This window comes from Paenibacillus sp. UASWS1643, from assembly GCF_008693195.1.
Taxonomy (GTDB): Bacteria; Bacillota; Bacilli; order Paenibacillales; family Paenibacillaceae; genus Paenibacillus; species Paenibacillus amylolyticus_B.
This window is the reverse complement of the sequence record NZ_VXKZ01000107.1, coordinates 121,713-147,035: the sequence shown is the minus strand read 5'-3', so window position 1 is coordinate 147,035 and position 25,323 is coordinate 121,713. Positions and strand designations below refer to the sequence as shown.

The window sequence follows — 25,323 nt, the reverse complement described above, 5'->3', positions numbered from 1 at the left end:
ACAAGCGTCCTGCAGAACCCGGATTCGGGTTCGCGGACGCTTGTTTTGTATTCGCCATTATACATAATAATGTCACTGATCATATCCCGGTAGTCCCAGTTCAGCTTAAACCTGAGGGTCCGTGTCCACTTGAGCATTGTCCGCCCCACTTGTAGTTGTGTCAGAATCCGCTGTCTTCGGCTCCATCTCCGGCTCTGCACGCTTGGCCTTCGGTTTTGCCAGCTTCTGCATCATTTTACGGCCAGTTGGCGTCTGAGCCAACCCGCCTTGGGCTGTCTCCCGGTGACGGCTCGGCATCGCACTGCCTACTTCCAGCATAACGTCGATGACTTCATCTGACGGAATAGCACTACGCACTCCGGCCAGGGCCATATCAGCCGCAGCCAGCGCCGTAACTGCACCCAATCCGTTACGGACGATGCATGGAATCTCAACGAGGCCTGCGACCGGATCGCAGATAAGGCCCAGTGTATTTTTCAACGCCAAGCCTACGGCATGAACGACCTGTTCCGGTGTACCTCCACGCAGTTCAACCATGGCACCTGCAGCCATGCCGATCGCGGAACCCACTTCTGCCTGACAGCCCCCTTCCGCACCGGAGATAAATGAATTGTTGGCGATAACATAACCGATCGCTCCCGCGCAGAACAACCCATTCACCAAATGTTCGTCCGTCCAGCCAAATCGCTCCTGTGAGCTAATAAAAACACCGGGGATGATGCCGCAGGAACCGGCTGTTGGTGTTGCCACAATCCGGCCCATGGAGGCATTTACTTCAGATACACACAGGGCATACGCCATGGCAAGTGCGGAAGCATCTCCTGAGCAAGTCTCACCCTTGCGAATGTACTCGGCCATTCTTTTACCGTCTCCACCCGTTAATCCACTGCGTGAAGTGGTATCTTCCGTTAACCCTTTACGTACCGCTTCCTTCATCACCTGATAATATTCAGACATCTGTTTCACAACATCCGCTTCCGGTGTATTGGTCTCCTGAACCTGCTCCTCGATCATCAGTTGAGCAATCGTTTTGGATTCCGCTGTACAGATCGTATTCAGTTCGTGTAAATGTTTAAATCGCATCCGAATCAACTCCTCTCTTCAAATCGATGACACGAATGTCCAGTACATGATCCAGCTCCTTCAGACGCTTGAGCATATCAGGATTCGGCACGCCATCCATCTCCATCGCAGTAAGCGCTTCGCCATCACGGGCTTTCCGGTCCACCTGCATATACCCGATGTTAACCCCGGATGAACTGATCGTGGACGTTACCGAGGCAAGCACCCCTGCTTTGTCCGCATGCCGCAGCACGAGTGTCGGAAACTCACCACTAATCTGAACACGAAAATCATTCATCGCATGCACCGATACACTACCACCACCAATAGAAGCACCAATTAAGGAACATGTACGCCCTTCATGCCACAACTCAATTTTGACCGTATTCGGATGAGGAGCAGGCAGGCCACTTGTGTAAAATTCAACCTCCATGCCCGCTTCCTCTGCATATTGCTCTGCATCCGGGATACGCGGATCGTCTGTGACATAATCCAGCAGACCGCCGATCAGTGCCAGATCTGTTCCGTGCCCCTGATACGTATCAGCAAATGAGCCGTATAGTGTCAACCGGGCACGTTCGGGCGTACCACCTAGCCACTGACGAGCGATTCTTCCGAGCCTTGCTGCTCCAGCTGTATGTGAACTTGAAGGCCCCGTCATCGACGGACCAATAATTGAGAAAACATCTTTAAATCGCACCTTGTAACCCTCCAATTGTATTCGTCATTTCCATCCAGATCCCATGCCATAATGTTCCTTTATTACTGAATGATGACATCAAAAAAGGACAGAAGAAGGCCTCAGGCCCTCTCTCTGTCCTCGATACCTGAGAGTTTCACGATCAGCAGTGTCTCACGACAAGGTGCATTGCCTGCGATTACAGACAAGTCACCGGACTAACTGATCATATACCCCTTGGGTGGCGCAATTCGCGCACTCTCCAGAGTTGCGTCCAACGATGGTACATTTACCTGAGAGATTAACCACTGGGCCGGGTGCGCAGCAGCTTGCTCCTTCGGTGCCTGAACACTAGCCATTTTGCTCGGCTAATTCAGGTCTCTCCCGCTCGTTATCATCCGCTGTATGGAACCATTCTGAGCGAATGTCAGAACAGTAATGGAAATCGTTCATTCTTCTTCATTAAGATTAATCGACCGGAAGATCAGTGTCAACAAACTTAACGATTTCTTTGGATGTATTTCCTTCATTTTCGATTGAATCGATAAAACCAGAATATTTTGTCAGCTTTCATCACATTAAAACGATAAAAAGAACTTGTAAACAGCTTATTTCATTTCCCTTCAATTCATAAAGCGCTTACTACTATTTATGATATTGTCCACGAAACTGTTCGGGTATTCAGGCAACCATTATATTTGAACCACACTGTTCGTAGCCCTTCCGGATCTGTACACCCTAATTCACAGTTCGTAGAAGATACTCTCGTTCTGTACATAGGGTCTGCAATACTTGCTGCATAACTTCGGCATGCGGTCTTTCATCCATTCGTGTCTCGACTCATTCGCCATCTGAAAGGCATAATAACCCAGTGTAAAGATCAACATGAACCCTTCCATTAATCGGATATCACGATCCGTCAGTGGTCCGATCTGTTTGGTATAACCTGATAAGAATATGTCACGTTCCTCCCGGTTGAACATAAGTGCTGCCCCTCCGGCATCGAAAAGATAATAACCATAACCGTGTAGGCAAAAATCAATCATGGACATCCCCTGATCCGTTATCAGCAGATTGTTGCGAGTAATATCCCCATGAATGATCCCCCATGTCCCTGCGTGCTGTGGGTACGTTGCTAGCTGCTCATTAATGTTCTCAAACGTCTCACGAAGCAGATCGAAGTCTTCCGTTGTAAAAATCCCCAGTCGGACACCTTCCTCCAGCTGCCCTAACATGACCAAATTCTCATGGACATTGCCATATGCCGGGCGTACCTTAGTTCGATCTGTCTGATTCTGCACACGTCCATATTGATGAAGCATCTGCAGTTGTGCCCCAAGATCATAGATCTGCTCTGTTGTCAGGCGTTCTCCCTGCTGGATGTCCCTCCCCTCAATCCACTCCAGTACTGTACAACAGATCTCTTTCCCTGCCTCACTTGTCCATACCGTGACACATTCACCGGATGCATTGCGTACCGGATGTTGCACGCGCAATGCTGTCGTTGCATTTAACTCATGAAGCAGGTTCATCTCTGCCTCCAGCGCAGGAGGCGTATGCTGAATGCCTGACATACTTGCATATGCGGCTTGATGTATACGCAGCAGATACTTCTGCCCGCTCGCTTCATCCACGACATGGTACGTCAGATTCTCGTTGTGACGAATATAGGAAACGACAGGTTTTTCAATCGTGTAGTTCTGTATGATATCCGCTGCCATGTGATCATAAGACATCTTATCCGTATTGATCATCAACATCTCCTTCGGAGTTATGTAAACGTTCTCTTCACACTAAATATCGTAGCATAATGTTTATCCTGCATACAGAAAATTCCACTAAAATTACAAATTAAAAAAGCACAACCCCCGACCAACTGTCCAGGCATTGTGCTTTCTTTTTTCTATATTTATTTCTTTATCTCTATTACTCTATGTTACACTCCATGATCCAATTAACCGAAACGACCCATAATGTATTCTTGCGTCAGACGATTGTCCGGGTTAGTGAAAATGTGCTCCGTATCCCCGTGCTCAACCATACTTCCAAGATAGAAATAAGCCGTGTAATCCGAGATGCGTGCCGCCTGCTGCATGTTATGGGTAACAATAACAATCCGCAGATCTTTCTTGAGCTCGGTAATCAACTCTTCAACTTTACCCGTAGATACCGGGTCAAGTGCAGATGCAGGCTCATCGAGCAGCAGAATCTGCGGATCAACAGACAGAGCGCGGGCGATACATAACCGCTGCTGTTGTCCACCTGAGAGAGACAGGGCTGATTCATTCAGCCTGTCTTTCACTTCGTCCCAAAGCGCAGCACGACGCAAGCTTTTTTCCACAATCTCATCCAGTGCCTTCTTACTCTTCGTACCACGGTAGCGGGGGCCAAACGCGATATTGTTGTAGATGGACTTATGAAAAGGATTTGGCTTCTGCCACACCATGCCAATCTTCTGGCGAAGCTTGATTACATCGGTTCCAGGCTCATTCAGATCGTTACCGTCCATCCAGATATGTCCCTCTGTGCGGGAACCGGCGATCTCGTCGTTCATTCGGTTAAGCGACCGGAGGAACGTGGATTTACCGCAGCCAGACGGCCCGATGAGCGCCGTTACGCTCGCTTCGGGAAATGTGAGACTGATCTGCTTGACCGCCTGAAAATGTCCATAATATATGCTTAACTGTTCCGTACCAAAAGGTATGGCCATGTTGGTTCCTCCTTATTTCGAAGCTGTCATGCGGCGGAATACAACCCGACCGATCCAGCGCGCACTTAGATTGAACGCCAGCACGAGAATGACAAGCACAGCTGATGCACCTGCTGCCACCTCTTTGGAATCTGGCCCAATGCCTTCACTGTTCACTTTCCAGATATGGACAGCAAGTGTCTCTGCCGGACGGAACGGATTAAGCGGTGATCTTGGACTCGTCGGATTCCAATCTGTAAAGTCCAGTGGTGGACTACTCATACCTGCGGTGAACATCAACGCTGCCGCCTCACCAAAGATCCGGCCCGATGCCAGAATCGTACCCGTAATCAAACTCGGCAATGCCACAGGCAGCAGAATGGAAGTGATAATCTTCCACTTGGACAGTCCAAGTGCAAGACCCGCTTCCTTCTGTTCCTTCGGAACAGCCCGGAAGGCCTGCTCCGTTGTCCGTACCATCAGTGGCAAGTTAAAGATCGCCAGAGCCAAGGCACCCGAGATCAGGGAGAAACCAAGACCAAATTGATTTACAAGCAATAAGAGACCAAACAAACCGATAACGATGGAAGGGAATGATGACAACACTTCAACGACCAGACGAATGAAGCTGGTGATCTTGCCTGGTTTGGCGTATTCAGCCATGTAAATTCCACCGCCCCATCCGAGTGGGATGGTCACAATCAATGTCAGGACAAGCAAGAATACGGAGTTAAAGAGCTGTGGACCAATCCCGCCGCCACCCTTAAGCAACTGGGGTGCACTCGTCAGAAAGTTCCAGCTAATATGTCCAATTCCTCTATACATGATGAAGCCAAGCAGACCGAGCAATATAATAACAATGAACAGGGCCAATACAACGATAACGGATGTTGCAATTTTATCTACCGTCTTTGCCTTCATTTTCATACCCGGTTCCTCCTTTCAAGCAGGCGAACCAGAATGACGAAGACAAATGTCATCACCAACAGGACAAGCGCCATACTCCACAGTGCATTGTTATGAACAGACCCCATCGTGGTGTTACCCATGCTGAGTGTAATTACACTTGTTAATGTTGAAGCCGATTCGAGCAAGGATGTTGGAACATGCGGTGCATTACCGATAACCATCTGCACAGCAAGGGCCTCACCAAAAGCACGAGCCATACCCAAAACGACACCTGTCAACAAAGCCGGCAAAGTCGTAGGAATGATGACACGGTAGATGGTTTGCCATCGAGTGGCACCCAGTGCGTACGAGGATTCACGCAATCCTTTTGGCAAAGCAGACAACGCATCTGCCATAATACTTGTTACCGTAGGAAGAATCATTACCGCCAGAACAAGACATCCGGCTGCAATCCCGACGCCTGTTCCACCAAAGATACTGCGCAGCAAAGGTACGATGACACTCAGACCGATAAATCCGTAAACAACAGACGGAATTCCAGATAAGAGCTCAATGGCCGGTTGCAATATCTTTTTCCCTTTACCCGGTACAATCTCTGTCATGAAGAGTGCTGCACACAGGCCAAGTGGACTAGCGATCAATGCTGCAAGCAAGGTTGTAATGAAAGAACCTGTAATGAACGGTAATGCCCCGTAGAACGCAGGTTCTCCGGTTGGATTCCACGTCTTTCCACCAAGGAATTCGCTTATGCTTATTCCGTTTTGGAAAAATGTGGACAGTCCCTTGGACGCTACAAAATAAACAATGGAAAACATGACAACGATCAGGAAAACGACACAAATCGACGTATAGATCCGTCCCGTCCACTCTTCCCAATAATGTTTCTCTTTTAAGGGCCGGCGCGGTTTCAACTTGTTATTCATTACCGTTCCCCCTTCGGTCTGTTCCATAACAACCATCCTTCTATAGTAGAATTAATGCAAAATATGGGATTATTTCAGAGCAAACCGCGTAAAGAGGCGGGACCTAAGTCCGCCTCTTTCGCTGTATGCGCAAGTTCAAAGATTATTGAACCACATTACCTGCTGCATCGCGTTTTACTTTCATACCTGACATTGGAATGTATCCAAGTTCTGTCACGTCGTTTTGTTGAATTTCGTCACTCAGGATGTAGTCCAGGAAAGCTTTTGTTGCTGCATCCGGCTCACCTTTTGTGTACATGTGCTCGTAAGCCCACACTGGATACGTTCCTGCTTCCACGTTCTCAACTGTTGCTTCTACACCTTCGTACTTCAATACTTGCAAGCTATCATCCAAGTAAGACAGGGCGAGGTAACCAATAGCACCTGGCGTTTCAGCTACCAATTTTTTTACGTTACCAGAAGAATCTTCTTGAATCGAACCTTGGATATCATCCATTTTTGCACCCAATGCATACTTCTCGAAAGTTGCACGAGTACCGGAACTACTTGGACGGTTTACAATAACAATTGCTTTATCCGCGCCACCAACGTCTTTCCAGTTCTTCACTTTACCGGAGAAAATGTCGACCAGTTGTTGCTTAGTCAAATCTTCTACACCTGCATCTTTGTTGCTAACTGGGGCCATAGCTACTACGGCTACCTGATGGTCAACCAGTTCTTTTACTTTGGCTTCGTCCTCCAGCTTCTCTTCTGCAAATACATCAGAGTTACCGATTGTAGCTTGTCCGTCAGATACTTGTGTCAAACCAGTACCACTACCGCCACCTTGAACTTGAACCGTTACGTTCTTATATTCATCAACTGCCATAAATTTCTGTCCAGCTTGTTCTACCAGAGGTAGCAATGCTGTCGATCCGACTGCCAGAATGTTACCGCTAAGCTCAGTAGCAGCTTCTCCTGATCCATTGCTTGCGGCACCCTCTGTACCAGCGTCATTCTTCGATCCGCATGCTGCGAGTACCAGTACGAACGTTAAGGTCATCAAAATAAACGGCAACTTTTTAAACATGTTTTGTTTTCCTCCCCCAATGTAGTGATGGCGTTTTGTGAATTTGTTTGTTCACCATCAACTCTTTACTCATTGTAGTTTCGGTATGTCATCTTAAAATCAGTGTTTTGTAAACGCAATGTTAAAAATATCGGCTGCATATTGAAATATTTGGGATTTATTTGGCGCTGAAGTGGCCGCTTCGGGAACGGACGTTGTTTCAATCGCTGTTATCCCCGGATTTATATGATTTAATTTTTCAAAGGTATACATCCGGGGATAAAGGCGAACGCTTCGCTTTTCCACAATCGTTCCGTCCCCTGCGCTATGTCAGCGCTCGTTGAATCTCAGTCATTTCAATGTTCAGCCTGGGAAGTAGGCAAAAAAGGCCAGCCCTATAGTAGGCTGGCCTTCTGTAATTGGTTAGGTGCATAATAGAAATAGAGAATTTTCATTCCTTCTATAGAAGACACAGAAGAAGAACAAAAAAAACTGCCTCACAGTCAGTGCGTAGCGCACCAGCTGTGAGAGCAGCTTTTTACAATACAACAGATTATCTTATGAATACTTAATGTAAAATCTAATTTTTCTAACCCAGAATCCATAACCACAACGCCAACCCGGCTAGCGTAATGAACAAGGTTGGAATGGTCAGGATAATGCCTGCTTTGAAATAATACCCCCATGTGATCTTCACACCTTTACGGGATAACACGTGCAGCCACAGCAATGTGGCAAGTGATCCAATCGGTGTCATTTTGGGACCCAAGTCGGAACCGATGACATTGGCATAGATCAATGCTTCCTGAATAATACCTTCCGTATGTGCGCCTTGAATGGCTAGCAGGTTAATCAACACGGTAGGCAGGTTGTTCATCACCGATGACAATACTGCCGCGATGATACCCATCCCGAGCGAAGCAGCCAGCAGACCATGCTCTGCTATGGCATCCAGCCAGCGACTCAGATGATCTGTTAATCCTGCATTACGCAGTCCATATACGACGATATACATGCCCACCGAGAACACCACAATCGACCATGGTGCTTCCTTGATTACCCGTTTGAGGTCAACAGCCTCGCTCTTGCGTGCCAGTACAGCGAACAGCAAGGCAACGAAGCCGACGATAACCGATACGGGAATCGGGAGAAACTCACTGGATGCGTAAGCTACCAATAACAGTCCAAGCATGAACCAGGCGATTCGGAACATCCGTGGATCACGTATCGCTTCCTTCGGGTCACGTGCCGCGGAGATGTCGTAGCGAATGGGTATGCTTTTGCGATAGAACAAAAACAACATCCCCGTACTCGCTACGATTGAGAACAGATTGGGCACGACCATGCGTACAGCATACTCCACAAATGTAATACCAAAGAAATCGGCTGACACAATGTTAACCAGATTGCTGACGACTAACGGTAACGACGTGGTATCGGCGATAAATCCACTCGCCATCACAAAAGCCAACACCATGCGCTCATCAAACTTCAATGCACGCACCATCGCCAGCACAATTGGCGTCAGAATGAGCGCCGCACCATCATTCGCGAACAGAGCAGACACAGCGGCTCCCAGCAGAATGGAGTAGAAGAACAGTCTGCGACCGTCTCCTCCAGCCAGCCTTGCCATATGAAGGGCAGCCCATTCGAAGAAACCCGTCTCGTCGAGGATGAGAGAAATCATAATAATGCCAACAAAGGCCAGTGTTGCATTCCATACAATAGATGCCACATCCGAGGCATCGTTTAAGCTGACAACTCCACATAGCAGGGCAAGCAATGCCCCGCCCGAGGCAGTCCAACCGATACCCAACCCACGAGGCTGCCAGATCACCAAGGTGATCGTCACTACAAAAATCAGTATTGCTACGTATACCATAGAGCCTCCTGCTGTACCCTGTATCAATATATTATTTCGTTAATTCGATCTTGTTTTGTAAGATTACACCGCTCTACGCGCGGAATAACCAGACGATATATTTATACAGGGCCACAGGAACATTGTCTATCTTTATTTTCTTCTATATATAAAAGTTGTGGTAAATTATGTTGCTAAAATGCTAGAATTTATTCTTTGCCCTTATCCTTCGGCGTATCCTCCACCATCTTGAACATGCCAAGCAATCCTTGCAATTGTTCCGCCATACTGTTCAGATGTGCCGACGATGAAGCAATCTCTTCTACCGATGCCAGTTGTTCTTGCGAAGATGCAGACACGGATTCTGTATTCGCAGCCGATTCCTGGGTCACATTCGAAATATCGCTCATCGCCTTGGCAACGTGGGATGCCCCACTCTCCAGTTGTTTCGTTGTTGCGGACAAGTCATCCAATGTATGAACCGCATCTTCCACCGCCTCCCGAATCTGAGCAAAGGATTGTCCAGACGTATTCACAGCCTGAATTCCTTCTCCCACCCGAGTCTGAGCCGCATTCATGGCGATTAGAGCGGCATCCATGTCCTGACGGATATTATGAACGACCTGACCGATCTGCGCTGCCGAGCTTCCGGATTCTTCTGCCAGTTTGCGTACCTCACCGGCTACAACTGCAAACCCACGACCCGCATCCCCTGCTCTGGCCGCTTCAATAGAAGCATTCAATGCGAGCAAGTTCGTTTGTTTGGAGATGGATGCAATGACATCCACCATGCTACCAATCTCAACGGAACGAGCATTCAGAGATTGAACCACAGTTCCCAGCTGCTCCACGGTTTGCTGGATGCTGTTCATCTGCTCCACAGCCTGTCCTGCTGCCTCATTACCAGAAGAAGCCGCTCCGGACGTATTCCGCATATTCGCCGTAATGGATTGTACACGCTCCGACATCATCCGAACATCTTCTGCCATTCGGCTCATCTGTCCCGATCCGTCTTTCACACTGTTTACTTGCTGCTCAGCACCTTCGGCCAGTTCCTGAATGGCCTGTGTTGAATGTTCAATCGCTTTGGTGGTTTGTTCTGCACTGGCAGACAACTCTTGTGAAGAAGCAGATACTTGCTCTGTCGTTTCCTGTACACCAAGAATCATCATCCGCAGGTTATCGACCATTCGTTCAAAATACTTCGCCAGTTCTCCGACTTCATCTTTACGCCCTGTTTCCATTTTCACGGTCAAGTCACCTTTACTAACCGCTCTGGCCGACTCCTGCAGTCGTTTAATTGGACGCAGCATGGAGCGTGTAAACCAGATAATAAAGAGGAGCGTAAGGAACGTAGCCGCCAAAATAACAATAAATGTGGCCATGCGAATATCCTTACTCGCATTGGTTATTTCACTCTTGAACATCGTGCCGGCAATTTTCCAGCCTGTTGCTTCATTTGTTGAGAAAATTATCATCTTCGGCTGATCGTTGAACACATAATCGAATTGACCTTCTGTACCTTCATACATCTCATCCAGCAGGCCACCTGTTTCCGGCGTACCTGCATCTGCTACAGGGGATACGACATAGTTTTTGTTTGCATCCATTATAATGACGTAGCCTTCTTTGCCCACCTTAATGGATGCCTGCTCTTGCAGGTCTGTCAGGTCCAGAGATAAACCGATTACACCGGATTGATCCTTTAATGTTTTGGAGATAAACACAACGGCAACGCCATCGGTATTAACAGACACAGCTGATACAACAGCTGTACCTGGCTTTTCCATCGCTAGTTTGTACCACTCCCGCTCCCTAGGATCATATGCATCTCCCCGTGTGCTGCTAGCTGTTGGTTTACCTCGAACCATGACTCCGTCCGTTGTTCCTACAAAAATGTTCATGGCATCGGGATGCAAGCCCAGATATTGCTCCAGCTTCAACTGAAGCTCGGCACTATCGTTCTCCCCTTTGACCAAGCTCGGATCAAGGACATCCGCGAAATAGTTAATATCATGGATCTTATAATTCACTTGGCTTTCTACAATGGTATTGGCAGTGCTCACACTTTGCTTGGCACTATCCACTAATTGTCCTTGTACGCCATCCTCAGCCATCGTTAGTGTGATCAAGCCGATCGCCAAGCTTGGCAGGAGCAGAACTGCCAGGAAGGAGACCAATAGTTTGTTCCTTATATTCCAGACGAAACCTTTCTTTTTCTTCTTCTTTTTATTTTGATTATGTTTTGGTTTGGCAGGTTTCGCTGCTTTCATTGGTGTATTATCCTGAGTTTCACTCATGTCTTTCTTCCCCCTCTAAATGTAAAAATGCCCTCTTTCTTTCTATGTATGGATCAATCTAAAAGGCTTATCTTATATATCGGCTAAATGAGGGTATTTATTTGAGAGAAAAATGTGCAGGCACGCCAAACAAGCCACCTCTGATCAGAAGCGACTTGTACAAGGTACAGGTTACTAATTATTACATAAATTAGATGAAGTATTGCAGTACGGACCGCCTGGCGGTTGTGCCGAGGGTTTACCAAAATAGTAGCCCTGGGCAAGCTCAATACCTATGGAACGACAGAATTCAAACTCTTCCATTCGTTCGATCCCCTCGGCAAGGACTTGCCCTCCAAATCGACTCGACATCTCAACAATATGAAGAATTTGCTGTTGTTTGGTCGAATCCTGATCACATCGGTCAATAAGACTTCGATCTATTTTGACAAAATCCGGTTCTAACCTATTCATCAACTCTATTGTCGAATATCCGGCACCCACATCATCCAGTGCAACCGACATTCCACGGGAACGATATACCTCAAATATTTGCTGCAAGATGGGCATATGCTGAATCTGCTCTGTTTCCACGACTTCAAACACAAAATCTTTAGGGTCCAGCGAAAGACGTTCAATCGCTTCAAACGTATGTGTCAGACAATATTCGGGATTATATATGGAGGAAGGCAGGAAATTTACGAAGCGTTTGACACCATGCGGCAGAAAAAGGGCACTGGTCTCAATAGCAGTAATACGCGCCAATCGATCCAGAAAAGAATGTAGTCCGGTCTCACGCGCAACTTCAAATAATTCATAGGAACTGAAGGATCTGCCATTCTCAGCAGGACGAAGCAAAAACTCATATCCGATAATCTGCTCCGATGCATCAACGATGGGTTGCATATGACTGCTGAATTGATGCTCCAGAATAATGGAAACAAGCTCCGCATGTTTGAAACGGGACTCCTGCATGGTTAGACTAATCCAGCTTTCTTCATTAGCCTGTTCGTATATAGGCATAATCTGAACAGTTAGGGAATCACGTAATGTCGGATCGATTTCGCCGATCTGTTCTATTAAGCTCTGAACCGTCTCCAGATTCGAAAAATGCATCCACATCATGTCATCCCACGTCTCGATAAGTCTTCCCGGCGTTTGTAGCGCTTCCAGCAAAGCGGGGGAAATGGGACGCAAGTACAAGGTACCTTGGCCCTCTATAGGATAGATTGGACTGCAGCCACTGCAATTCATGTAGGACCCCCCTTGCCAATTTAGATTCCATGTCCATTAATGTTCACTTGTATATACCCAAAGTTTGTAAATATTATATCATGGGTCTTAAAATTAATCTCTACTGTTTTGATGACTTCCTGTATGACGGTTCTTGGAACAAATATATTCAAATTTGCAGAAAAAAGACCGACAGTCTGATGACTGTCGGTCTCCTCCTCAGCTTATTACACTTTAAGAAGCGGGAATCACGATTTTCTGTCCAACTTTCAGGTTATGCACATTCGAGATTTTGTTAGCTGTTGCCAGCTTGCGCCAGTCCACACCATATTTCATACCGATGCGGTACAGGTTGTCCCCTTTTTTCACTACATATACCACTTTGCCGCCCGCTGGTTTCTCAGGCTGTGGCTTGGTCGTTGGTTTGGTTGGAGTAGTCGGCTCCGTAGGTTTAGTTGGCTTTGTAGGCGTAGGAGCAGGCTCCGAACCTGGTTTCGGAGTTGTTGTTGCTTCTCCAGTCAATTTCATGCCGTATTCAGCAAAACCATCATCATTTGTACCAATGAAAGACATCGCCGGGTTCGCTTCTACCAGATTTTTGGCATCCGGGGAAGATGCGAATACCACTTCAAGGTCGTTAAGTGCTGCTGCGGTTACACCTGCAGATGGTTTGATTGGTGCCAGGGACCAGTTGCCGTCCGCTGCCGGATTAATCGTTTTATTCTCGCGGATGTAGTCGATGATCACTTGACGGTTCTCATCCGGTGCAGCCAGAACGATCCGTTTGCCGTCCGGGTTAGCCAGTTTGGATGAAGAAGCACGGTAGTTATTTGTCGCTACAATGAATTTTTGTGCTGGGTCAACCGGTTTGCCGTTAAAGCTCAGGTCCTTGATCCGGCTTGCGGATGCATTAACAATCGTAGCTTTGCTATCGTATTTGGCTGGTTGGGTCACATCAATCAGATACGTTACCCCATCGATAACATCGAAGTTGTACGTCGGGAAGTCGTTGTTGATCAGTTGTTGTTGTCCACCTTTAGCCGGGTCGATCTGGTTGAACTGGCCTGCAGACCATTCCAGCCATTCTTTCAATTCTGCGCCGTTAACCATTACAGCATGTACCGTATTTGGATATACGTACAGGTCAGCAACGTTTTTGATCGCAATGGTGCCTTTAGGAATATTCGTGTAATACGAAGCGCCTGAACGTCCACCGGCTTTGAATGGTGCACCTGCGGACAATACAGGGATTTTCTCATATTCCGTACCTTGCATATGTTTTTCGACATACCATTTCTGTGCATTCGTTACGATCTGAATGGATGGGTCATCCTGAACCAGAGCGAAGAAGCTGTTGATCGGTGCTGTCGTTTCGCCCACTGGACCACGAACATACTCCAATGTACCTTCATGCTCTTCATGAACCGCATCAATGATGTCCTGATCCGCATCTACCAGTGGCTTTTTGTTCGCAGTGTCATAGATTGGGCGTGCTTCCGTTTTGGAATCTACCACTTTCCATTTGCCATCAACCAGCTCCAGATCCAGGTCGATAATACCAAGATGATCACCCCAGAACCCTGGCTCTACAGCAGGAACTCCATTAATTGTACCTTTCTCAAGGTCTACCCCTTTTTTGCCGGCAAAATCAGCACTTGGGAATACTTTGTGAGCATGTCCAAACAAAATGGCATTAATGCCTTCTACTTGGCTCAGGTACAGTACGGAGTTCTCCATCAGATCCGTTTGAGGGATATCCTCAAATCCGGAGTGAGGAATAGCTACAATAATGTCGGCACCTTTGGCTTTCATTTCAGGAATGAATTTTTTCGCGGTAGCAATAATATCCTTGGCGATGACTTTGCCTTCAAGGTTAGCGCTGTCCCACTGCATGATTTGTGGCGGTACAAATCCGATCACACCCACTTTGATCGTATGTTCCTTGCCAGTCTCGTCCGTTACTTTTTTATCCAAAATCTCATACGGTGTGAAGTAATTCTTGTCATTTGTCTCATCATCATCACCATCGTCTACATAAACATTGGCATTAATGTAAGGGAAGTTTGCTCCCTCCAGCGTCATGTCCAGGAAGTCCAGACCATAGTTGAACTCATGGTTACCGATGTTACCTGCATCATAATCGAGCAGATTCATCGCTTTATATACAGGGTGAGTCTCACCCTTTTTCAGTGGATCAATCTTTGCAACATAGTCTCCCAGCGGGTTACCCTGAATCAGATCACCATTGTCAAACAGCAAGCTGTTCTTGGCTTCATCACGCGCTTTTTTGATCAGTGTAGCTGTTTTGGCGAGTCCATACTGGTCTGTCTCTTTGTCGGAATAATAATCGTAGTTAATCAGATTGTCATGAATATCTGTTGTCTCCATGATCCGCAGTTTAACTTTGGCAGCATCCGCAGCCGATACAGGTACCGGAAACACCGCAAGCACGTTTAATGCAACCAAAGCGGCAGTCAGGCTTGATAATACTTTTTTACTCGTTTTCAAAATAACCCCTCCCGGTTATGTACATTGAATCATGCATTATTGGGCAAACGAAGAGCGCAGAAAAAAGATAGATTTCATGGGTTGTGCGTACTGACGCTCTGATGACATGCATCGGAATCCCAGGTAAGTTTATCTCACATGAACATCTATTTATGTCTGTGCTTGTCGTTTACATTCCAAATCATAACGCAATGTTCAGCCATTGAAAAGCATTATTTTTTACATTAACCGTACATACCTAGGCGAGTTTACATTATCATGCGTGATTTCGACATTTTTTTCAACATTTTAGTAGGTATTTAGTACTCATTAGCTTTAAAATACGTATATTACATGTTTCTTACATGTATATCCATTCATCATTATTCACTCATATCAAAAACCGTGAAACCTTAAAGGCTTTCACGGTTGGAGTGAATTCTGCGGGTATTTTCGCATAAGGACGCTACTTTGCAGAGGTTATGTTCATATTTGGATTATTGTTCCCACACATGATGTTCATGATCTTTCCCTGTATATTCAATACGAGTCGGAGTGATGTCCAGAATGACATAGTTCGGATCATTAGGTCCATCGAACCACGCTTTCAATTCGTCGTTCCACACTTGCTCACGTAAGCCTTCGTTCTTCGTCACTTCACAGGTTCCTTCGATCTCAACCACTTCCTTGGAACCACCAGCCTCGTAACCCAGTAGCAGGCTAACATTCGGATTATTCTCCAGTTCCTCTACTTTGTGTGTACGGCGGTTCGTTGCCAGATGAATGTTCAGTCCATCGTTGAAAAGCGCCATATAGCGGGATTTTGGTTTACCATTCTCCACAGTGGAGAAGCTGCAAAAAGGGTTGTTTTCCAATGCTTTTACAATGTTTTGTTCCAATTCAGTCTGGTTCATGGGAAGTGCTCCTTTCGGTTTGGGGGATATTGGAAGGACTCTTGTAGGCGGCCGTTCCGGGTACGGATCGTTCTTTGGATCGCTGTTATCCCCGGATTTTTTGGATTCCCTTTTCTCAAAGGGAAAATCCGGTGATAAAGGCGAACGCTTCGCTTCCTCAGAATCGATTCTGTCCCCTCCACTACGTCTACTGTTCTCCCAATTAAGGGTAGATAATAAAAGTACAAAGAGAAGTGTAGTTGTTACTCTCTCTTTTGTTTAATGACAGTTCATTAATCGCTTATAACTAGAGCCAGCTTAATGCAGCTCTGTAATAAGCCTGTACTTATAGTGTACCCACCTCACCTATGGTGAATCCATGAACCGATACGCAAACGCGACAAAACTGGAAAAATCCTTTATAAATATGTTTACATAAAGGGATTATCTCATATCGTTCCTAGGATCATTTCAATTCAAATCTCCAAGATAGATTGATGAAGAACCTGATTGAAGCAGTAGCTCACCAATGGTTTTTGGATATAAACGAATCTGGGACAGCTCTTCAAGTGCAATCCATTCCACAGCGACTTGGTGGTCATCTGGATTGGAGCCTTCAAAAATAGTTGCCTTCGGATTGATCAAACTGCACGCAAAATAAAATTCAACCTGGTGGATATCTGCATCCCACTCGGCGAATTCATGATTTTTTCCGATATACTCCCGGATATGTAACAGCTCTCCCACGTTCACGGCCTGACCAATCTCCTCCAGACATTCGCGCGCGACCGCATCCTTAAGTTCTTCACCTTTCTCCTGTCCTCCACCCGGGAACACATAAGCGGTACCATATTGGTCTTCCAGCCGGATGACCAGCAATCGTCCATCCTGCACAATGACAGCTTTCGCCGAATTGCGTATGGGTTTCATTCTGTTCATTCACTCCTTGTCATTCCAAAATTTCAAAGTTCAATCCGAACAACCCGATACTACTGTTGTTCTGCTGAACATGCGTATCATCCCGTGGTATGCGCAGATAACCTAATGCCTTCCGATTCCAAGACGTGACGAATCTCTTGCGCAAATGCGAGAGCGTTCGCTCCGTCACCGTGGATACAGACCGTCTCTGCCTTAATGGGAACCAGCGTATCATCCGTGGATACAACCACACCGTCTTTCACCATCCGAAGCACTTGAGCAATGGCTTGTCCCGAATCTTCAATGAGGGCTCCAGCTTGGCTGCGAGGAGTTAACTGTCCGTCCGTCCCATAGGTTCGATCCGCAAACACCTCGCTCACACTGCGCAGACCGATGCGATCCGCAGCGTGAATCAGCTTACTGCCCGCCAGACCATACAAATACAGATCAGGCTGTACTTGATAGATCGCCTCCACAATGGCTTCAGCAAGCTCCGTATCTTCTGCGGCCATATTGTATAAAGCACCGTGCGGTTTGACGTGATGCATTCGCCCTCCGCTTACCCGGACAAATGCATTCAGGGCACCGATCTGATACACCACCATGTCATATGCTTCCCGTGGCGTAATATCCATACGTCTTCTGCCAAACCCTTGTAAATCCGGCAACCCGGGGTGGGCTCCAATCGCAACCTGATGCTTCAATGCCCTCTCCACAGTCAGCCGCATTGTAGCCGGGTCCCCTGCATGAAATCCGCAGGCAATATTGGCTGATGTAATCAAGGGTAGAATGGCTTCGTCCGACAGAGTGCGATATATACCATAACTTTCACCCAGATCACAATTGATATCCAAGGTTTTCGAGGTATTCATTAAGCGCCCCCCATTTCTGCCATTCTTCTGCGTATCAGCTTATCCATGAGCTGCATATTGATTTCCTGTTCCATATACAACTGTCCGGCTTGATCATGCGTAATTTTCTTAAAAGAAATTCGGGCTCCTGGCCTAACCTGAGCCAGGATTGGCATATCCACCCGAGCTACCTGTGCAATGACAGGATAACCTCCAATCGTCTGATGGTCTGCCATCAAGATGATGGGCTGACCATCAGGTGGCACCTGCACCGTGCCATAGGTAACGGCTTCAGACAACCGATCCAAGGGCTGATCCAGCTCCAGTCTGGAGCCCTGTAAGCGATAGCCCATCCGATCGGATTGCGAAGAAATCACGTATTTTTCGGCATAGAATTGTCCAAGACTTTCTTGGCTGAACAGCGAACTATCTTTGCTCTCCATCACACGAATAACAGGTTGCCCATAATAGTCAGGTCTTTCACGTTCAGATAAAAACCACGCAGGCGCCAACATTCGGTGGTCCTGCTCACTCTCCTTTACCTGCTGCTCCATACGCTGCATCCATACTCGCGCTTCGGCAAAAGGTTCACCATTGGATAACAGATCTCCCACGCCCAAGGCTCGGCCCTCCACACCGCCAAGACCTGTCTTGAGGTCTGTACTTCGACTGCCCATCAATTCAGGCACAGCAATTCCGCCCGCAATCGCCAGATATCCACGCAAACCATGACGACAATGACCAAACTTCAGTACACTTCCAGCCCGCACCAGCACAGGACGCCACAAAGGTACAGGCAGATGATCCACCGTTACCGTCAGATCGGCTCCACATAATGCGACTAGCTGGCTCTCCTGAAATCGAAGCTCCGGCCCCGTCATCGTCATCTCCAGCACTGCCGCATGTCGGGAGTTGCCCACAAGTATATTGGCTGCTCTGGCTGCAAAGGTGTCCATGACCCCTCCAGGATGAATACCATACCGGCGATACCCGGTTCTGCCTTCATCCTGAACGGTAGATAACAGACCAGGGCGAATCACCTCAATACTCATCGTTCGCCCTCCTTCCGCTTCAACGCCAGATAGTCCTGCATCGTAATCTGTTCAAATTGAACCCGATCTCCTGCTGCCAGCAAACTCGGTACCTTCTCATCCGGCCGAAACAACCGGAGTGGTGTTCGTCCAATACATTGCCATCCTCCGGGTGTGTCCACTGGATAGATTCCCGTCTGTTTGCCACCAATACCTACTGTGCCAGCCTCAACCCGAAGCCTTGGCGTTGCCCGTCTGGGCGTAGCAATCTGTTCAGACAACCCGCCGAGATACGGAAAACCCGGTGCGAATCCTATCATATGTACGAGATAATCCCCGGATGTATGAATCGCAATAACGTCCTCTGCGGTCAGTCCATGTTTACTGGCAACGTAGTCCAGATCAGGCCCCCACTCGCCACCATAACATACGGGAATCGTGACCGTTCTGGGTTTGTCTTGGACGGATTCCTTCATTTGGTTCAACTGTTGAAGCAGAGCGCGGCACAACTCGGGGTACGGGGAGATGAACGGATCATAAAATAGTGTAACGGACGTGTATGAAGGCACCCATTCGATCATGGCCGACAGAGTGCGTTTTTCCAGCAAAGCACATACAGACGCCACTCTGCGCTGCACCGCGACAGACAATTGATCTCCGCACTGGATGATAACCGCTGCCTCACCCAGCGGAGATAAAATCTCTTCCGTCCATGCATATGTCAATTCGGTCATGCGCCATCTCCCCCTTTATCCACGACGTTTAGCGTATCGTTATTTATCTCTCTCCAGTGCATGCAGTACCAGTGAACGCACCGCCGGAAACGGCTCGTCTTCTTCTGTACGTATCGCAAGATACAGTGTCTGCAAAAACAGACGCACATTCAGTTTCCTATGACTGGTTTCCAGAAGTGATCTGTTCACCGCCTGATCTCCTTGATGAAGAGAATCGATCCACAACGTAATATCCTTTTGCTCCAGCAGATTGCGACGCAAAATGGTAATTACGGCATGCGCTATTCGCTGATCTTCATCATGGATGTAAACCACACTTGATTCCGTTATTTTTACAGCGAGTGCATGCAGAAGTTCCAGCAATTCCGTTCGCTCCAGATATGGCGATTGTGCCAAGTCTTCAACCGCATCCGCCGCGTGTGCAGGGGCATGCGCCCAGCCCTTATTATCGGCGTAGCCGCGAACATCTTTTTCACGTTTCAGATATGTAGTCAACCGATGATGAATCCCTGCGATATCCTCTTTGTCCAGGAAAGGTCGCTGACGATCCACATTCAGAATTGGAGGCAGTAACAATACGGAGAACGTCCGCGTAAACACACTATCCGTTCCCTGCTCTCCGATCCCATAGAACAGGTGCTGATCGTCCAGCGCCAACTGTAATACATGCCTTAGCTGATCTTCCGAAAATACACCCTGTCCAATCCACGTTGCAAACGTAACATAGATCAATTCATCCCGCAGGACAGGGTCAGTACTGCCAATATGCTTCATCATATGCAGTGTCAATTCGTAAGGCTGTTCCTCGTGATCAATGGAATGATTAGACGACTGAATATGCTGTAATTTTTGTTTTAACGTCAGAGCATCCATCTATTAAGACTCCCTGGACGAATCCAAATGCACGCTGCAATTGTACAGTTCGCATTGCCACGCATTCTCATTCTTGGCGATCCGGGTAATGGATGTGTTGGACAGTTTCACGCTGATATCCAGTTCAGGCACCAGACCTCTCAGTGTATTCCGCAGAACGGCCCCGTGACTGACAACGATCACTCTTCCATCAGGGTGCTGCTGTACAATATCCTCCAGCACCGCACTGCCTCGAACAGTCCCTGCATCTGCAAGCTCCCGTCCCAGATCCAGGGTACTCCAATCCGCTCCCCACTTGGCTATACGTTCCTCTTCCGTCGTTCCTTCGACCTGTCCTCCACCCATCTCGCGAAGTCTAGGGTCCAGATGAACCTCCTGAATGCCCAAGCGATCACCAATGATGCGAGCCGTCTCACTTGCGCGCTCCAAGTCACTTGCATAGATGGCATCCCAGGATTCTTCGGCTAGTCGCGCAGCAAGTAAAACCGCCTGTTCCCTTCCTTCCTGATCCAGCGGATTATCCGTCTGTCCCTGCGAACGTTTTTCCTTATTCCACGCTGTACTTCCATGGCGAATCAATGCAATTTGAGTCATTGTTGTTCCTCACCTTTTTCTATTTGAAGTTCATCTTCTGTAAAATGTTTGCGTGCCTTCGGCTTGGCAAATTTGCCGCCATTATATTGAGCAGACCCGTTTCTCGGAATCGAGAGACTGTCCCAAGCTGTTTCTTTAAGCATTTTTGCGGCAAATACAATCTGCCCGACATGGTACGGATAATGCGCCAATTGCCGAATAATTGCCTCCATGATGGTGTGTCCTTCATTGCGAATGTATATGATATGAGACAATTGTTCCGGGGTAAACGAACGAATGGCTTCGAGTAGGCATGTCCAGCCTTCTTCCCATTTAGCGAGCAACTCTTCCCGGGACGTAATATCATTCACGAATTCAGCATCTCGTTCACGCCAGGGTTTCTCACCATCTGTTGTCAGTACATCCGTCCAACGGGACAGCATATTGCCCCATAGATGTTTTACGATAACCGCAATGCTGTTCGCGTCTTCATTCCAGGATTGAAACAATTGCTCGGACTCCAGTTGTGCCATGGCTTTTTCCCCGAGCTGCTTGTAATACAGAAATTGCTTCTCCGCTGTCTCCAGAAAAACCTGATTCATATCCATCCGTTAACCACCCTTCGGAAAAGTATGTTGTCCCCTGATCACGTCCAAACAGAAGAGTCACATGTTATTTATTCAGGAAATGAGAATGTGCCGTCTGCATTCGGTTCAAATGGAATGACTTTGCGAACCGCATCCAGATTAAGTTCTCCATAGATATGTGGAAATAGTTCATTCAATTCGTAGAGATCCTCATATACCAGCTCCGGCTTTAAGGCCTTCTCATCAATACTAAGTAATAACAGATCCGTGCGGCCTGCATAATATTGCCCGGCTACCCATGGGATCTGTTCCTTGGTGGAACAATGAATGAATCCGTCTGTCTCCAGGCTATCTGGTGCATACTCACTCCCTTTTGACACTTGCTCCCACAACGAACGGGAAATAATACTATAGATCATGGTTCCGCCTCCTTCAATTTCTGCGATGCACCCTATGTGGCATTGGAAGTATTATAGATCATCCCGGATACGGGAGTACAATTTTTGATCCGTAAATACACCTTTGATCTTCAACTGTTTGCGTAACAAACCTTCGTACGACATGCCCAGCTTCTCCATTACGCGTGCAGAGCCTATGTTGCCTGCATTACATTTCCCATCCAACCGATTGCAGTCCAATTCCCGAAAGCAATAATCCACGATAGGTTGCATTGCTTCTGCTGCAAGACCCTTACCCCAGTGAATGCTGGCTATCGCATACCCTAGTTCAGCACTCTGCATGGGTTCGTTGAGATGAAAGATGCCCCCTCTCCCGATCAAGCTTCCTGTTTCCTTCAAAATAAAAGCCCAGATATGTACCGTTTTCCGTTCATAATTATCCAGTACCCGCTGAATATATTGAATTGAATCCTCCATCGTCTCATGGCAGTTCCACAAGCTCTGCTGACTCACTCGCGGATCAGAGGCAAATGCATAATATTCATCGAGATCATCCATCGCAAGGCGTCTCAGCTTTAACCGCTGTGTTTCGAATTCCGGCGATTCGGCAAAAAGTTTTTCTACATTCATTCAGTACACCTCCATGATTCACTTGAGTTTATGATCCAGCCATCTTATTTCTCAGGAAATAACGATCTATCATAACCATGCACAGAATACCGACCGTATACCGAATCAGATCGATTACCAGAAAACCATGTCCCAAAATAAGAGCACCCCATACGGTTGAGCGTATCTCAATCAGCCAAGGCGTCTGAATCAACTGCGAGAACTCAATCATCCAGCTGAATACACAGCTCAAACACATCGCCCATACCAAGCTGCGATGAGGCCACACCATGCGTACTCCGAAATAAATCATGCCCGCCCATAATGCATCCCCGAAATGTTCATGCACCCAACCCGGCAATCGTTCACCAAAGTGTCTGGATGCGAGTCCTGCCGCCATGGTCATCATGACTGCGAAGAAATAGATCAGCCTGTCTCTGATAAGTACGCTTTTCAATCAATCACACGCCTTCATCAAGCACTTGTAAAATAAATTGCGTTTTGGCGGCGGTATACGATTCCCTGTCTTCTTTATTCTCATCAGCAAGCTTCGCCTTCAGGACGGCGTAAGCTTCCACCAGATCTGGGCGTTTTCTCAGCACATCCCGAAACCGAATTTGACGATCCCAGCGTTCTTCTCCCGGGCGCATTAGATGAAGGTGCACAGCTCTCTTGCCATCCTTAACTCTGACCCAGAATCGTCTGTACTCCCGTCCATCCAGTTCAGGCGGAACGTAATTCCAGCCCACCGGATTCAGCTGATCGGCAATCAGATCCATATCCTCCCATGACTGTACCTCTGCCATCAAATCAATAATGGGTTTGGCGGGTAATCCGGGAATGGATGTGCTTCCGATATGTTCGAATTGATGGATATTAAACTGCTGTAGAAGACGTTTGAGTTGCCGGATTTCTTCCTGAGCCTGTGCGTCCCAGTTGGGGTTGGCTGGAGCAATCTCTACCGCCTCTGTCGCCCAGGCAGGCCAGTTCTCTGGTTGCATTGGATCTTTCATTCAAGAACCTCCTCTTCACTATGACATTTTAAATGGTAACCTTCTCTGTAATTTTCATAGGTGCGTTGCTTCATGCGCTTAATCGTAGTACTCCGTTGAAATGTAAGTGTGGAACTTAAGGATAATAGAAGATATTTCAGGTAAGCCAGATCACTAGAGTTAGAGTCTGAGCTTATAATTGAAGCTTTCATTTTCATCCCATCCCATCCCGTTATATTGTTGTTCTAGCAGAAGGCATCCAAGATACATATTTCTATATATCCAAAAAGGAGCGTATGTCTACGCCCCTAATTGTCTGATACCCTTGATCATATAATGCTATTTAACGTGATGATGTACTGAATTTATGTTTTGATTTATGCAAAGCGCTTCATTATACGAAGATTTATTTTACCGTAACAGGGATCGTCACTTTTTTGTTGCCCCACTTGGCCGTGATAGACGTTTTACCTTTGCCTACAGCCACGATCTTGCCATTTGTTACTGTCGCTACGCCCGGCTTTGTGCTGCTCCACACCGCACTGTTGGTCACAACAGTGGTCTTGCCCGTATCATACTGGGCCATCACACTCAGTGTTGTGCTTCCCTGTGGGGACAAAACCAGTTTTTTCTGGCCAGTAATCAGCTTTTTGAGCAAAGGTACAACGGTAACCTCTGCCTTTATTGTCTGATTTTGATAAGTTCCTGTCAAGGTGGCTTGTCCCTCGGTCAGCGTCTTAACGGCTCCATTTTTCACGATAGCCACATTTGTATTGGAAGAGGTCCATATCACTTGTTTCGAAAGGTTAATCGTTTTGCCGTTTGCGTAGGTGCCGATGACCTTCAACGCCTTGGACTTCTTGATGTTCAGCTGCATTGTGGCAGGAGTGACTTCAACTTTGGTAATCTCGTCCGTCACGGCAACAGGAACTTTTACAATCGTTGTTCCGTACTTACCTTGCAGCAATACTCTGCCGGGTGTAACGCCTTTGATTTTACCGTTTTCCAGCACAGCCGAAGAAGTGGATACGGACCACACAATCTCAGACGTCACATCCTCTTCCTTACCATTCGCACGGGTGATGCTTACTTTCGGAAGGGTGCTTTCACTTCCTTTAACAAAACTGTAAGATTTCGGTGAAGCTTTGATGCTTTTGATCTTCTCCTGCACTTGGACAACCAACTGGGCTTTAGACCCGTCTACTTCTGCAAAAATGGTTGCTTCGCCTGCGGCTACAGCCTTGACTTTGCCTTTCACCATCGTCGCAACCGCTGCATTACTGGTGGACCAAGTCACACCTTCGGTAACATCCTGCTTGTTATCAAAACCTTCTACCGTTGCCATCACCTGAAGCGCAGCTGTTTCGGAAACACTCATCTTCTGCGGGCTGCTATTGGTTATTTCAATCGATTTCACGTCACCAGTAGCCGCCAAGGCCAACGAAGGGACCAGTACGGTTAATGCAATAATTAGAGCAAGTGTGCCTCGAAGCGCCAGTTTGATTCTACTCATTTCTATCTCCAACTCCCATAATCCAATATTTTACTTCTATTATATTATATCGGATACAAATTGTATAAGTTGAATAACGTAAGTGGGAGCCTTGGAACAATTCATGAATTTCATTGTATAATATGGGAAGGTCTCGTAATACTGCAGCCCGAAATCGTTTCAAAAAAGCTTTTGAATCTGG

The 25,323-nt window shown here is 47.1% G+C and carries 25 protein-coding genes and 2 riboswitches; all 25 genes read right to left on the bottom strand.

Features of this window, described 5'->3' with window-relative positions:
* Positions 1 to 105 precede the first annotated feature (105 nt).
* Positions 106 to 1,083, bottom strand: coding sequence for an L-serine ammonia-lyase, iron-sulfur-dependent, subunit alpha (gene sdaAA / locus FE296_RS14065; RefSeq protein WP_223868878.1), 978 nt, complete (start codon positions 1,081 to 1,083; stop codon positions 106 to 108).
* Entirely contained in the window at positions 1,073 to 1,762 is a 690-nt protein-coding gene (gene sdaAB, locus FE296_RS14060) for an L-serine ammonia-lyase, iron-sulfur-dependent subunit beta (RefSeq protein ID WP_124117943.1), read from the bottom strand. The genes sdaAA and sdaAB overlap by 11 nt, the downstream gene beginning before the upstream one ends.
* 112 nt (positions 1,763 to 1,874) lie before the next feature.
* Positions 1,875 to 2,009: riboswitch (glycine riboswitch) on the bottom strand.
* Between the two features lie 4 nt (positions 2,010 to 2,013).
* Positions 2,014 to 2,138: riboswitch (glycine riboswitch) on the bottom strand.
* A gap of 346 nt (positions 2,139 to 2,484) precedes the next feature.
* Entirely contained in the window at positions 2,485 to 3,495 is a 1,011-nt protein-coding gene (locus FE296_RS14055; protein WP_190945222.1) for a phosphotransferase enzyme family protein, read from the bottom strand.
* A 200-nt stretch (positions 3,496 to 3,695) separates the two neighbouring features.
* Entirely contained in the window at positions 3,696 to 4,451 is a 756-nt protein-coding gene (pstB, locus tag FE296_RS14050; RefSeq protein WP_062837230.1) for a phosphate ABC transporter ATP-binding protein PstB, read from the bottom strand.
* 12 nt (positions 4,452 to 4,463) lie between these two features.
* Positions 4,464 to 5,351: a phosphate ABC transporter permease PstA gene (gene pstA / locus FE296_RS14045; RefSeq protein WP_091018663.1), complete on the bottom strand. Its 888-nt coding sequence runs from the start codon at positions 5,349 to 5,351 to the stop codon at positions 4,464 to 4,466.
* Between the two features lie 2 nt (positions 5,352 to 5,353).
* Positions 5,354 to 6,289 carry a phosphate ABC transporter permease subunit PstC gene (gene pstC, locus FE296_RS14040; protein WP_017690972.1) on the bottom strand — a complete coding sequence of 312 codons (936 nt, stop codon included), beginning with the start codon at positions 6,287 to 6,289 and terminating at the stop codon, positions 5,354 to 5,356.
* A gap of 115 nt (positions 6,290 to 6,404) precedes the next feature.
* A complete protein-coding gene (locus FE296_RS14035; protein ID WP_124117949.1) occupies positions 6,405 to 7,331 on the bottom strand; it encodes a phosphate ABC transporter substrate-binding protein in 927 nt (308 codons plus the stop codon).
* A 99-nt stretch (positions 7,332 to 7,430) separates the two neighbouring features.
* Positions 7,431 to 7,616, bottom strand: coding sequence for a hypothetical protein (locus tag FE296_RS14030; RefSeq protein ID WP_150365325.1), 186 nt, complete (start codon positions 7,614 to 7,616; stop codon positions 7,431 to 7,433).
* A 283-nt stretch (positions 7,617 to 7,899) separates the two neighbouring features.
* Entirely contained in the window at positions 7,900 to 9,192 is a 1,293-nt protein-coding gene (locus FE296_RS14025) for an arsenic transporter (RefSeq protein WP_150365324.1), read from the bottom strand.
* 188 nt (positions 9,193 to 9,380) lie between these two features.
* Positions 9,381 to 11,471 (bottom strand): methyl-accepting chemotaxis protein, encoded by a 2,091-nt coding sequence (locus FE296_RS14020; RefSeq protein ID WP_150365322.1) that lies wholly within the window; start codon positions 11,469 to 11,471, stop codon positions 9,381 to 9,383.
* 174 nt (positions 11,472 to 11,645) lie between these two features.
* Complete coding sequence (locus tag FE296_RS14015; RefSeq protein ID WP_150365321.1) at positions 11,646 to 12,704, bottom strand: EAL domain-containing protein; 1,059 nt, start codon at positions 12,702 to 12,704, stop codon at positions 11,646 to 11,648.
* Positions 12,705 to 12,917: 213 nt separating this feature from the next.
* On the bottom strand, positions 12,918 to 15,191 hold the full coding sequence (locus FE296_RS14010) for a bifunctional 2',3'-cyclic-nucleotide 2'-phosphodiesterase/3'-nucleotidase (RefSeq protein WP_150365320.1): 2,274 nt from the start codon (positions 15,189 to 15,191) through the stop codon (positions 12,918 to 12,920).
* A gap of 476 nt (positions 15,192 to 15,667) precedes the next feature.
* A complete protein-coding gene (locus tag FE296_RS14005) occupies positions 15,668 to 16,084 on the bottom strand; it encodes a pyridoxamine 5'-phosphate oxidase family protein (RefSeq protein WP_074093246.1) in 417 nt (138 codons plus the stop codon).
* Between the two features lie 450 nt (positions 16,085 to 16,534).
* Positions 16,535 to 16,993: an NUDIX domain-containing protein gene (locus tag FE296_RS14000; RefSeq protein ID WP_124117959.1), complete on the bottom strand. Its 459-nt coding sequence runs from the start codon at positions 16,991 to 16,993 to the stop codon at positions 16,535 to 16,537.
* Positions 16,994 to 17,079: 86 nt separating this feature from the next.
* Positions 17,080 to 17,853, bottom strand: a complete 774-nt coding sequence (locus FE296_RS13995) for a LamB/YcsF family protein (protein ID WP_150365318.1) — start codon at positions 17,851 to 17,853, stop codon at positions 17,080 to 17,082.
* Complete coding sequence (locus FE296_RS13990; protein ID WP_150365316.1) at positions 17,853 to 18,884, bottom strand: 5-oxoprolinase subunit C family protein; 1,032 nt, start codon at positions 18,882 to 18,884, stop codon at positions 17,853 to 17,855. The genes FE296_RS13995 and FE296_RS13990 overlap by 1 nt, the downstream gene beginning before the upstream one ends.
* A complete protein-coding gene (gene pxpB / locus FE296_RS13985) occupies positions 18,881 to 19,597 on the bottom strand; it encodes a 5-oxoprolinase subunit PxpB (protein WP_150365315.1) in 717 nt (238 codons plus the stop codon). The genes FE296_RS13990 and pxpB overlap by 4 nt, the downstream gene beginning before the upstream one ends.
* A gap of 39 nt (positions 19,598 to 19,636) precedes the next feature.
* Complete coding sequence (locus FE296_RS13980; protein WP_150365313.1) at positions 19,637 to 20,470, bottom strand: DUF2785 domain-containing protein; 834 nt, start codon at positions 20,468 to 20,470, stop codon at positions 19,637 to 19,639.
* A 3-nt stretch (positions 20,471 to 20,473) separates the two neighbouring features.
* On the bottom strand, positions 20,474 to 21,064 hold the full coding sequence (locus FE296_RS13975; protein ID WP_124117969.1) for a histidine phosphatase family protein: 591 nt from the start codon (positions 21,062 to 21,064) through the stop codon (positions 20,474 to 20,476).
* Positions 21,061 to 21,651, bottom strand: coding sequence for a DUF1572 family protein (locus FE296_RS13970; protein ID WP_150365311.1), 591 nt, complete (start codon positions 21,649 to 21,651; stop codon positions 21,061 to 21,063). Before FE296_RS13970 ends, FE296_RS13975 begins: the two co-directional genes overlap by 4 nt.
* A 68-nt stretch (positions 21,652 to 21,719) precedes the next feature.
* Complete coding sequence (locus FE296_RS13965) at positions 21,720 to 22,049, bottom strand: DUF952 domain-containing protein (RefSeq protein WP_091038169.1); 330 nt, start codon at positions 22,047 to 22,049, stop codon at positions 21,720 to 21,722.
* A 51-nt stretch (positions 22,050 to 22,100) separates the two neighbouring features.
* The gene (locus FE296_RS13960) at positions 22,101 to 22,658 is read right to left on the bottom strand and encodes a GNAT family N-acetyltransferase (protein WP_150365310.1); all 558 of its coding nucleotides are present in this window, start codon (positions 22,656 to 22,658) and stop codon (positions 22,101 to 22,103) included.
* Positions 22,659 to 22,686: 28 nt separating this feature from the next.
* Complete coding sequence (locus FE296_RS13955) at positions 22,687 to 23,094, bottom strand: ribosomal maturation YjgA family protein (RefSeq protein WP_150365308.1); 408 nt, start codon at positions 23,092 to 23,094, stop codon at positions 22,687 to 22,689.
* A 4-nt stretch (positions 23,095 to 23,098) separates the two neighbouring features.
* On the bottom strand, positions 23,099 to 23,650 hold the full coding sequence (locus FE296_RS13950; RefSeq protein WP_124117977.1) for a GrpB family protein: 552 nt from the start codon (positions 23,648 to 23,650) through the stop codon (positions 23,099 to 23,101).
* A gap of 385 nt (positions 23,651 to 24,035) precedes the next feature.
* The gene (locus tag FE296_RS13945) at positions 24,036 to 25,142 is read right to left on the bottom strand and encodes an Ig-like domain-containing protein (RefSeq protein WP_150365307.1); all 1,107 of its coding nucleotides are present in this window, start codon (positions 25,140 to 25,142) and stop codon (positions 24,036 to 24,038) included.
* Positions 25,143 to 25,323: the final 181 nt, after the last annotated feature.

Coding starts and splice junctions, on each gene's coding strand:
- FE296_RS13980 (WP_150365313.1), bottom strand. CDS start 20,470: ATGGATGCTCTGACGTTAAAACAAAAATTACAGCATATTCAGTCGTCT.
- FE296_RS14025 (WP_150365324.1), bottom strand. CDS start 9,192: ATGGTATACGTAGCAATACTGATTTTTGTAGTGACGATCACCTTGGTG.
- FE296_RS14005 (WP_074093246.1), bottom strand. CDS start 16,084: ATGAACCAGACTGAATTGGAACAAAACATTGTAAAAGCATTGGAAAAC.
- FE296_RS13995 (WP_150365318.1), bottom strand. CDS start 17,853: ATGAATACCTCGAAAACCTTGGATATCAATTGTGATCTGGGTGAAAGT.
- FE296_RS14000 (WP_124117959.1), bottom strand. CDS start 16,993: ATGAAACCCATACGCAATTCGGCGAAAGCTGTCATTGTGCAGGATGGA.
- pstA (WP_091018663.1), bottom strand. CDS start 5,351: ATGAAGGCAAAGACGGTAGATAAAATTGCAACATCCGTTATCGTTGTA.
- FE296_RS13960 (WP_150365310.1), bottom strand. CDS start 22,658: ATGAATGTAGAAAAACTTTTTGCCGAATCGCCGGAATTCGAAACACAG.
- FE296_RS13970 (WP_150365311.1), bottom strand. CDS start 21,651: ATGGATATGAATCAGGTTTTTCTGGAGACAGCGGAGAAGCAATTTCTG.
- pstC (WP_017690972.1), bottom strand. CDS start 6,289: ATGGAACAGACCGAAGGGGGAACGGTAATGAATAACAAGTTGAAACCG.
- pstB (WP_062837230.1), bottom strand. CDS start 4,451: ATGGCCATACCTTTTGGTACGGAACAGTTAAGCATATATTATGGACAT.
- FE296_RS14055 (WP_190945222.1), bottom strand. CDS start 3,495: ATGATCAATACGGATAAGATGTCTTATGATCACATGGCAGCGGATATC.
- FE296_RS13990 (WP_150365316.1), bottom strand. CDS start 18,884: ATGAGTATTGAGGTGATTCGCCCTGGTCTGTTATCTACCGTTCAGGAT.
- FE296_RS13945 (WP_150365307.1), bottom strand. CDS start 25,142: ATGAGTAGAATCAAACTGGCGCTTCGAGGCACACTTGCTCTAATTATT.
- FE296_RS14020 (WP_150365322.1), bottom strand. CDS start 11,471: ATGAGTGAAACTCAGGATAATACACCAATGAAAGCAGCGAAACCTGCC.
- FE296_RS14035 (WP_124117949.1), bottom strand. CDS start 7,331: ATGTTTAAAAAGTTGCCGTTTATTTTGATGACCTTAACGTTCGTACTG.
- FE296_RS13965 (WP_091038169.1), bottom strand. CDS start 22,049: ATGATCTATAGTATTATTTCCCGTTCGTTGTGGGAGCAAGTGTCAAAA.
- FE296_RS14015 (WP_150365321.1), bottom strand. CDS start 12,704: ATGAATTGCAGTGGCTGCAGTCCAATCTATCCTATAGAGGGCCAAGGT.
- FE296_RS13950 (WP_124117977.1), bottom strand. CDS start 23,650: ATGAAAGATCCAATGCAACCAGAGAACTGGCCTGCCTGGGCGACAGAG.
- sdaAA (WP_223868878.1), bottom strand. CDS start 1,083: ATGCGATTTAAACATTTACACGAACTGAATACGATCTGTACAGCGGAA.
- FE296_RS13975 (WP_124117969.1), bottom strand. CDS start 21,064: ATGACTCAAATTGCATTGATTCGCCATGGAAGTACAGCGTGGAATAAG.
- pxpB (WP_150365315.1), bottom strand. CDS start 19,597: ATGACCGAATTGACATATGCATGGACGGAAGAGATTTTATCTCCGCTG.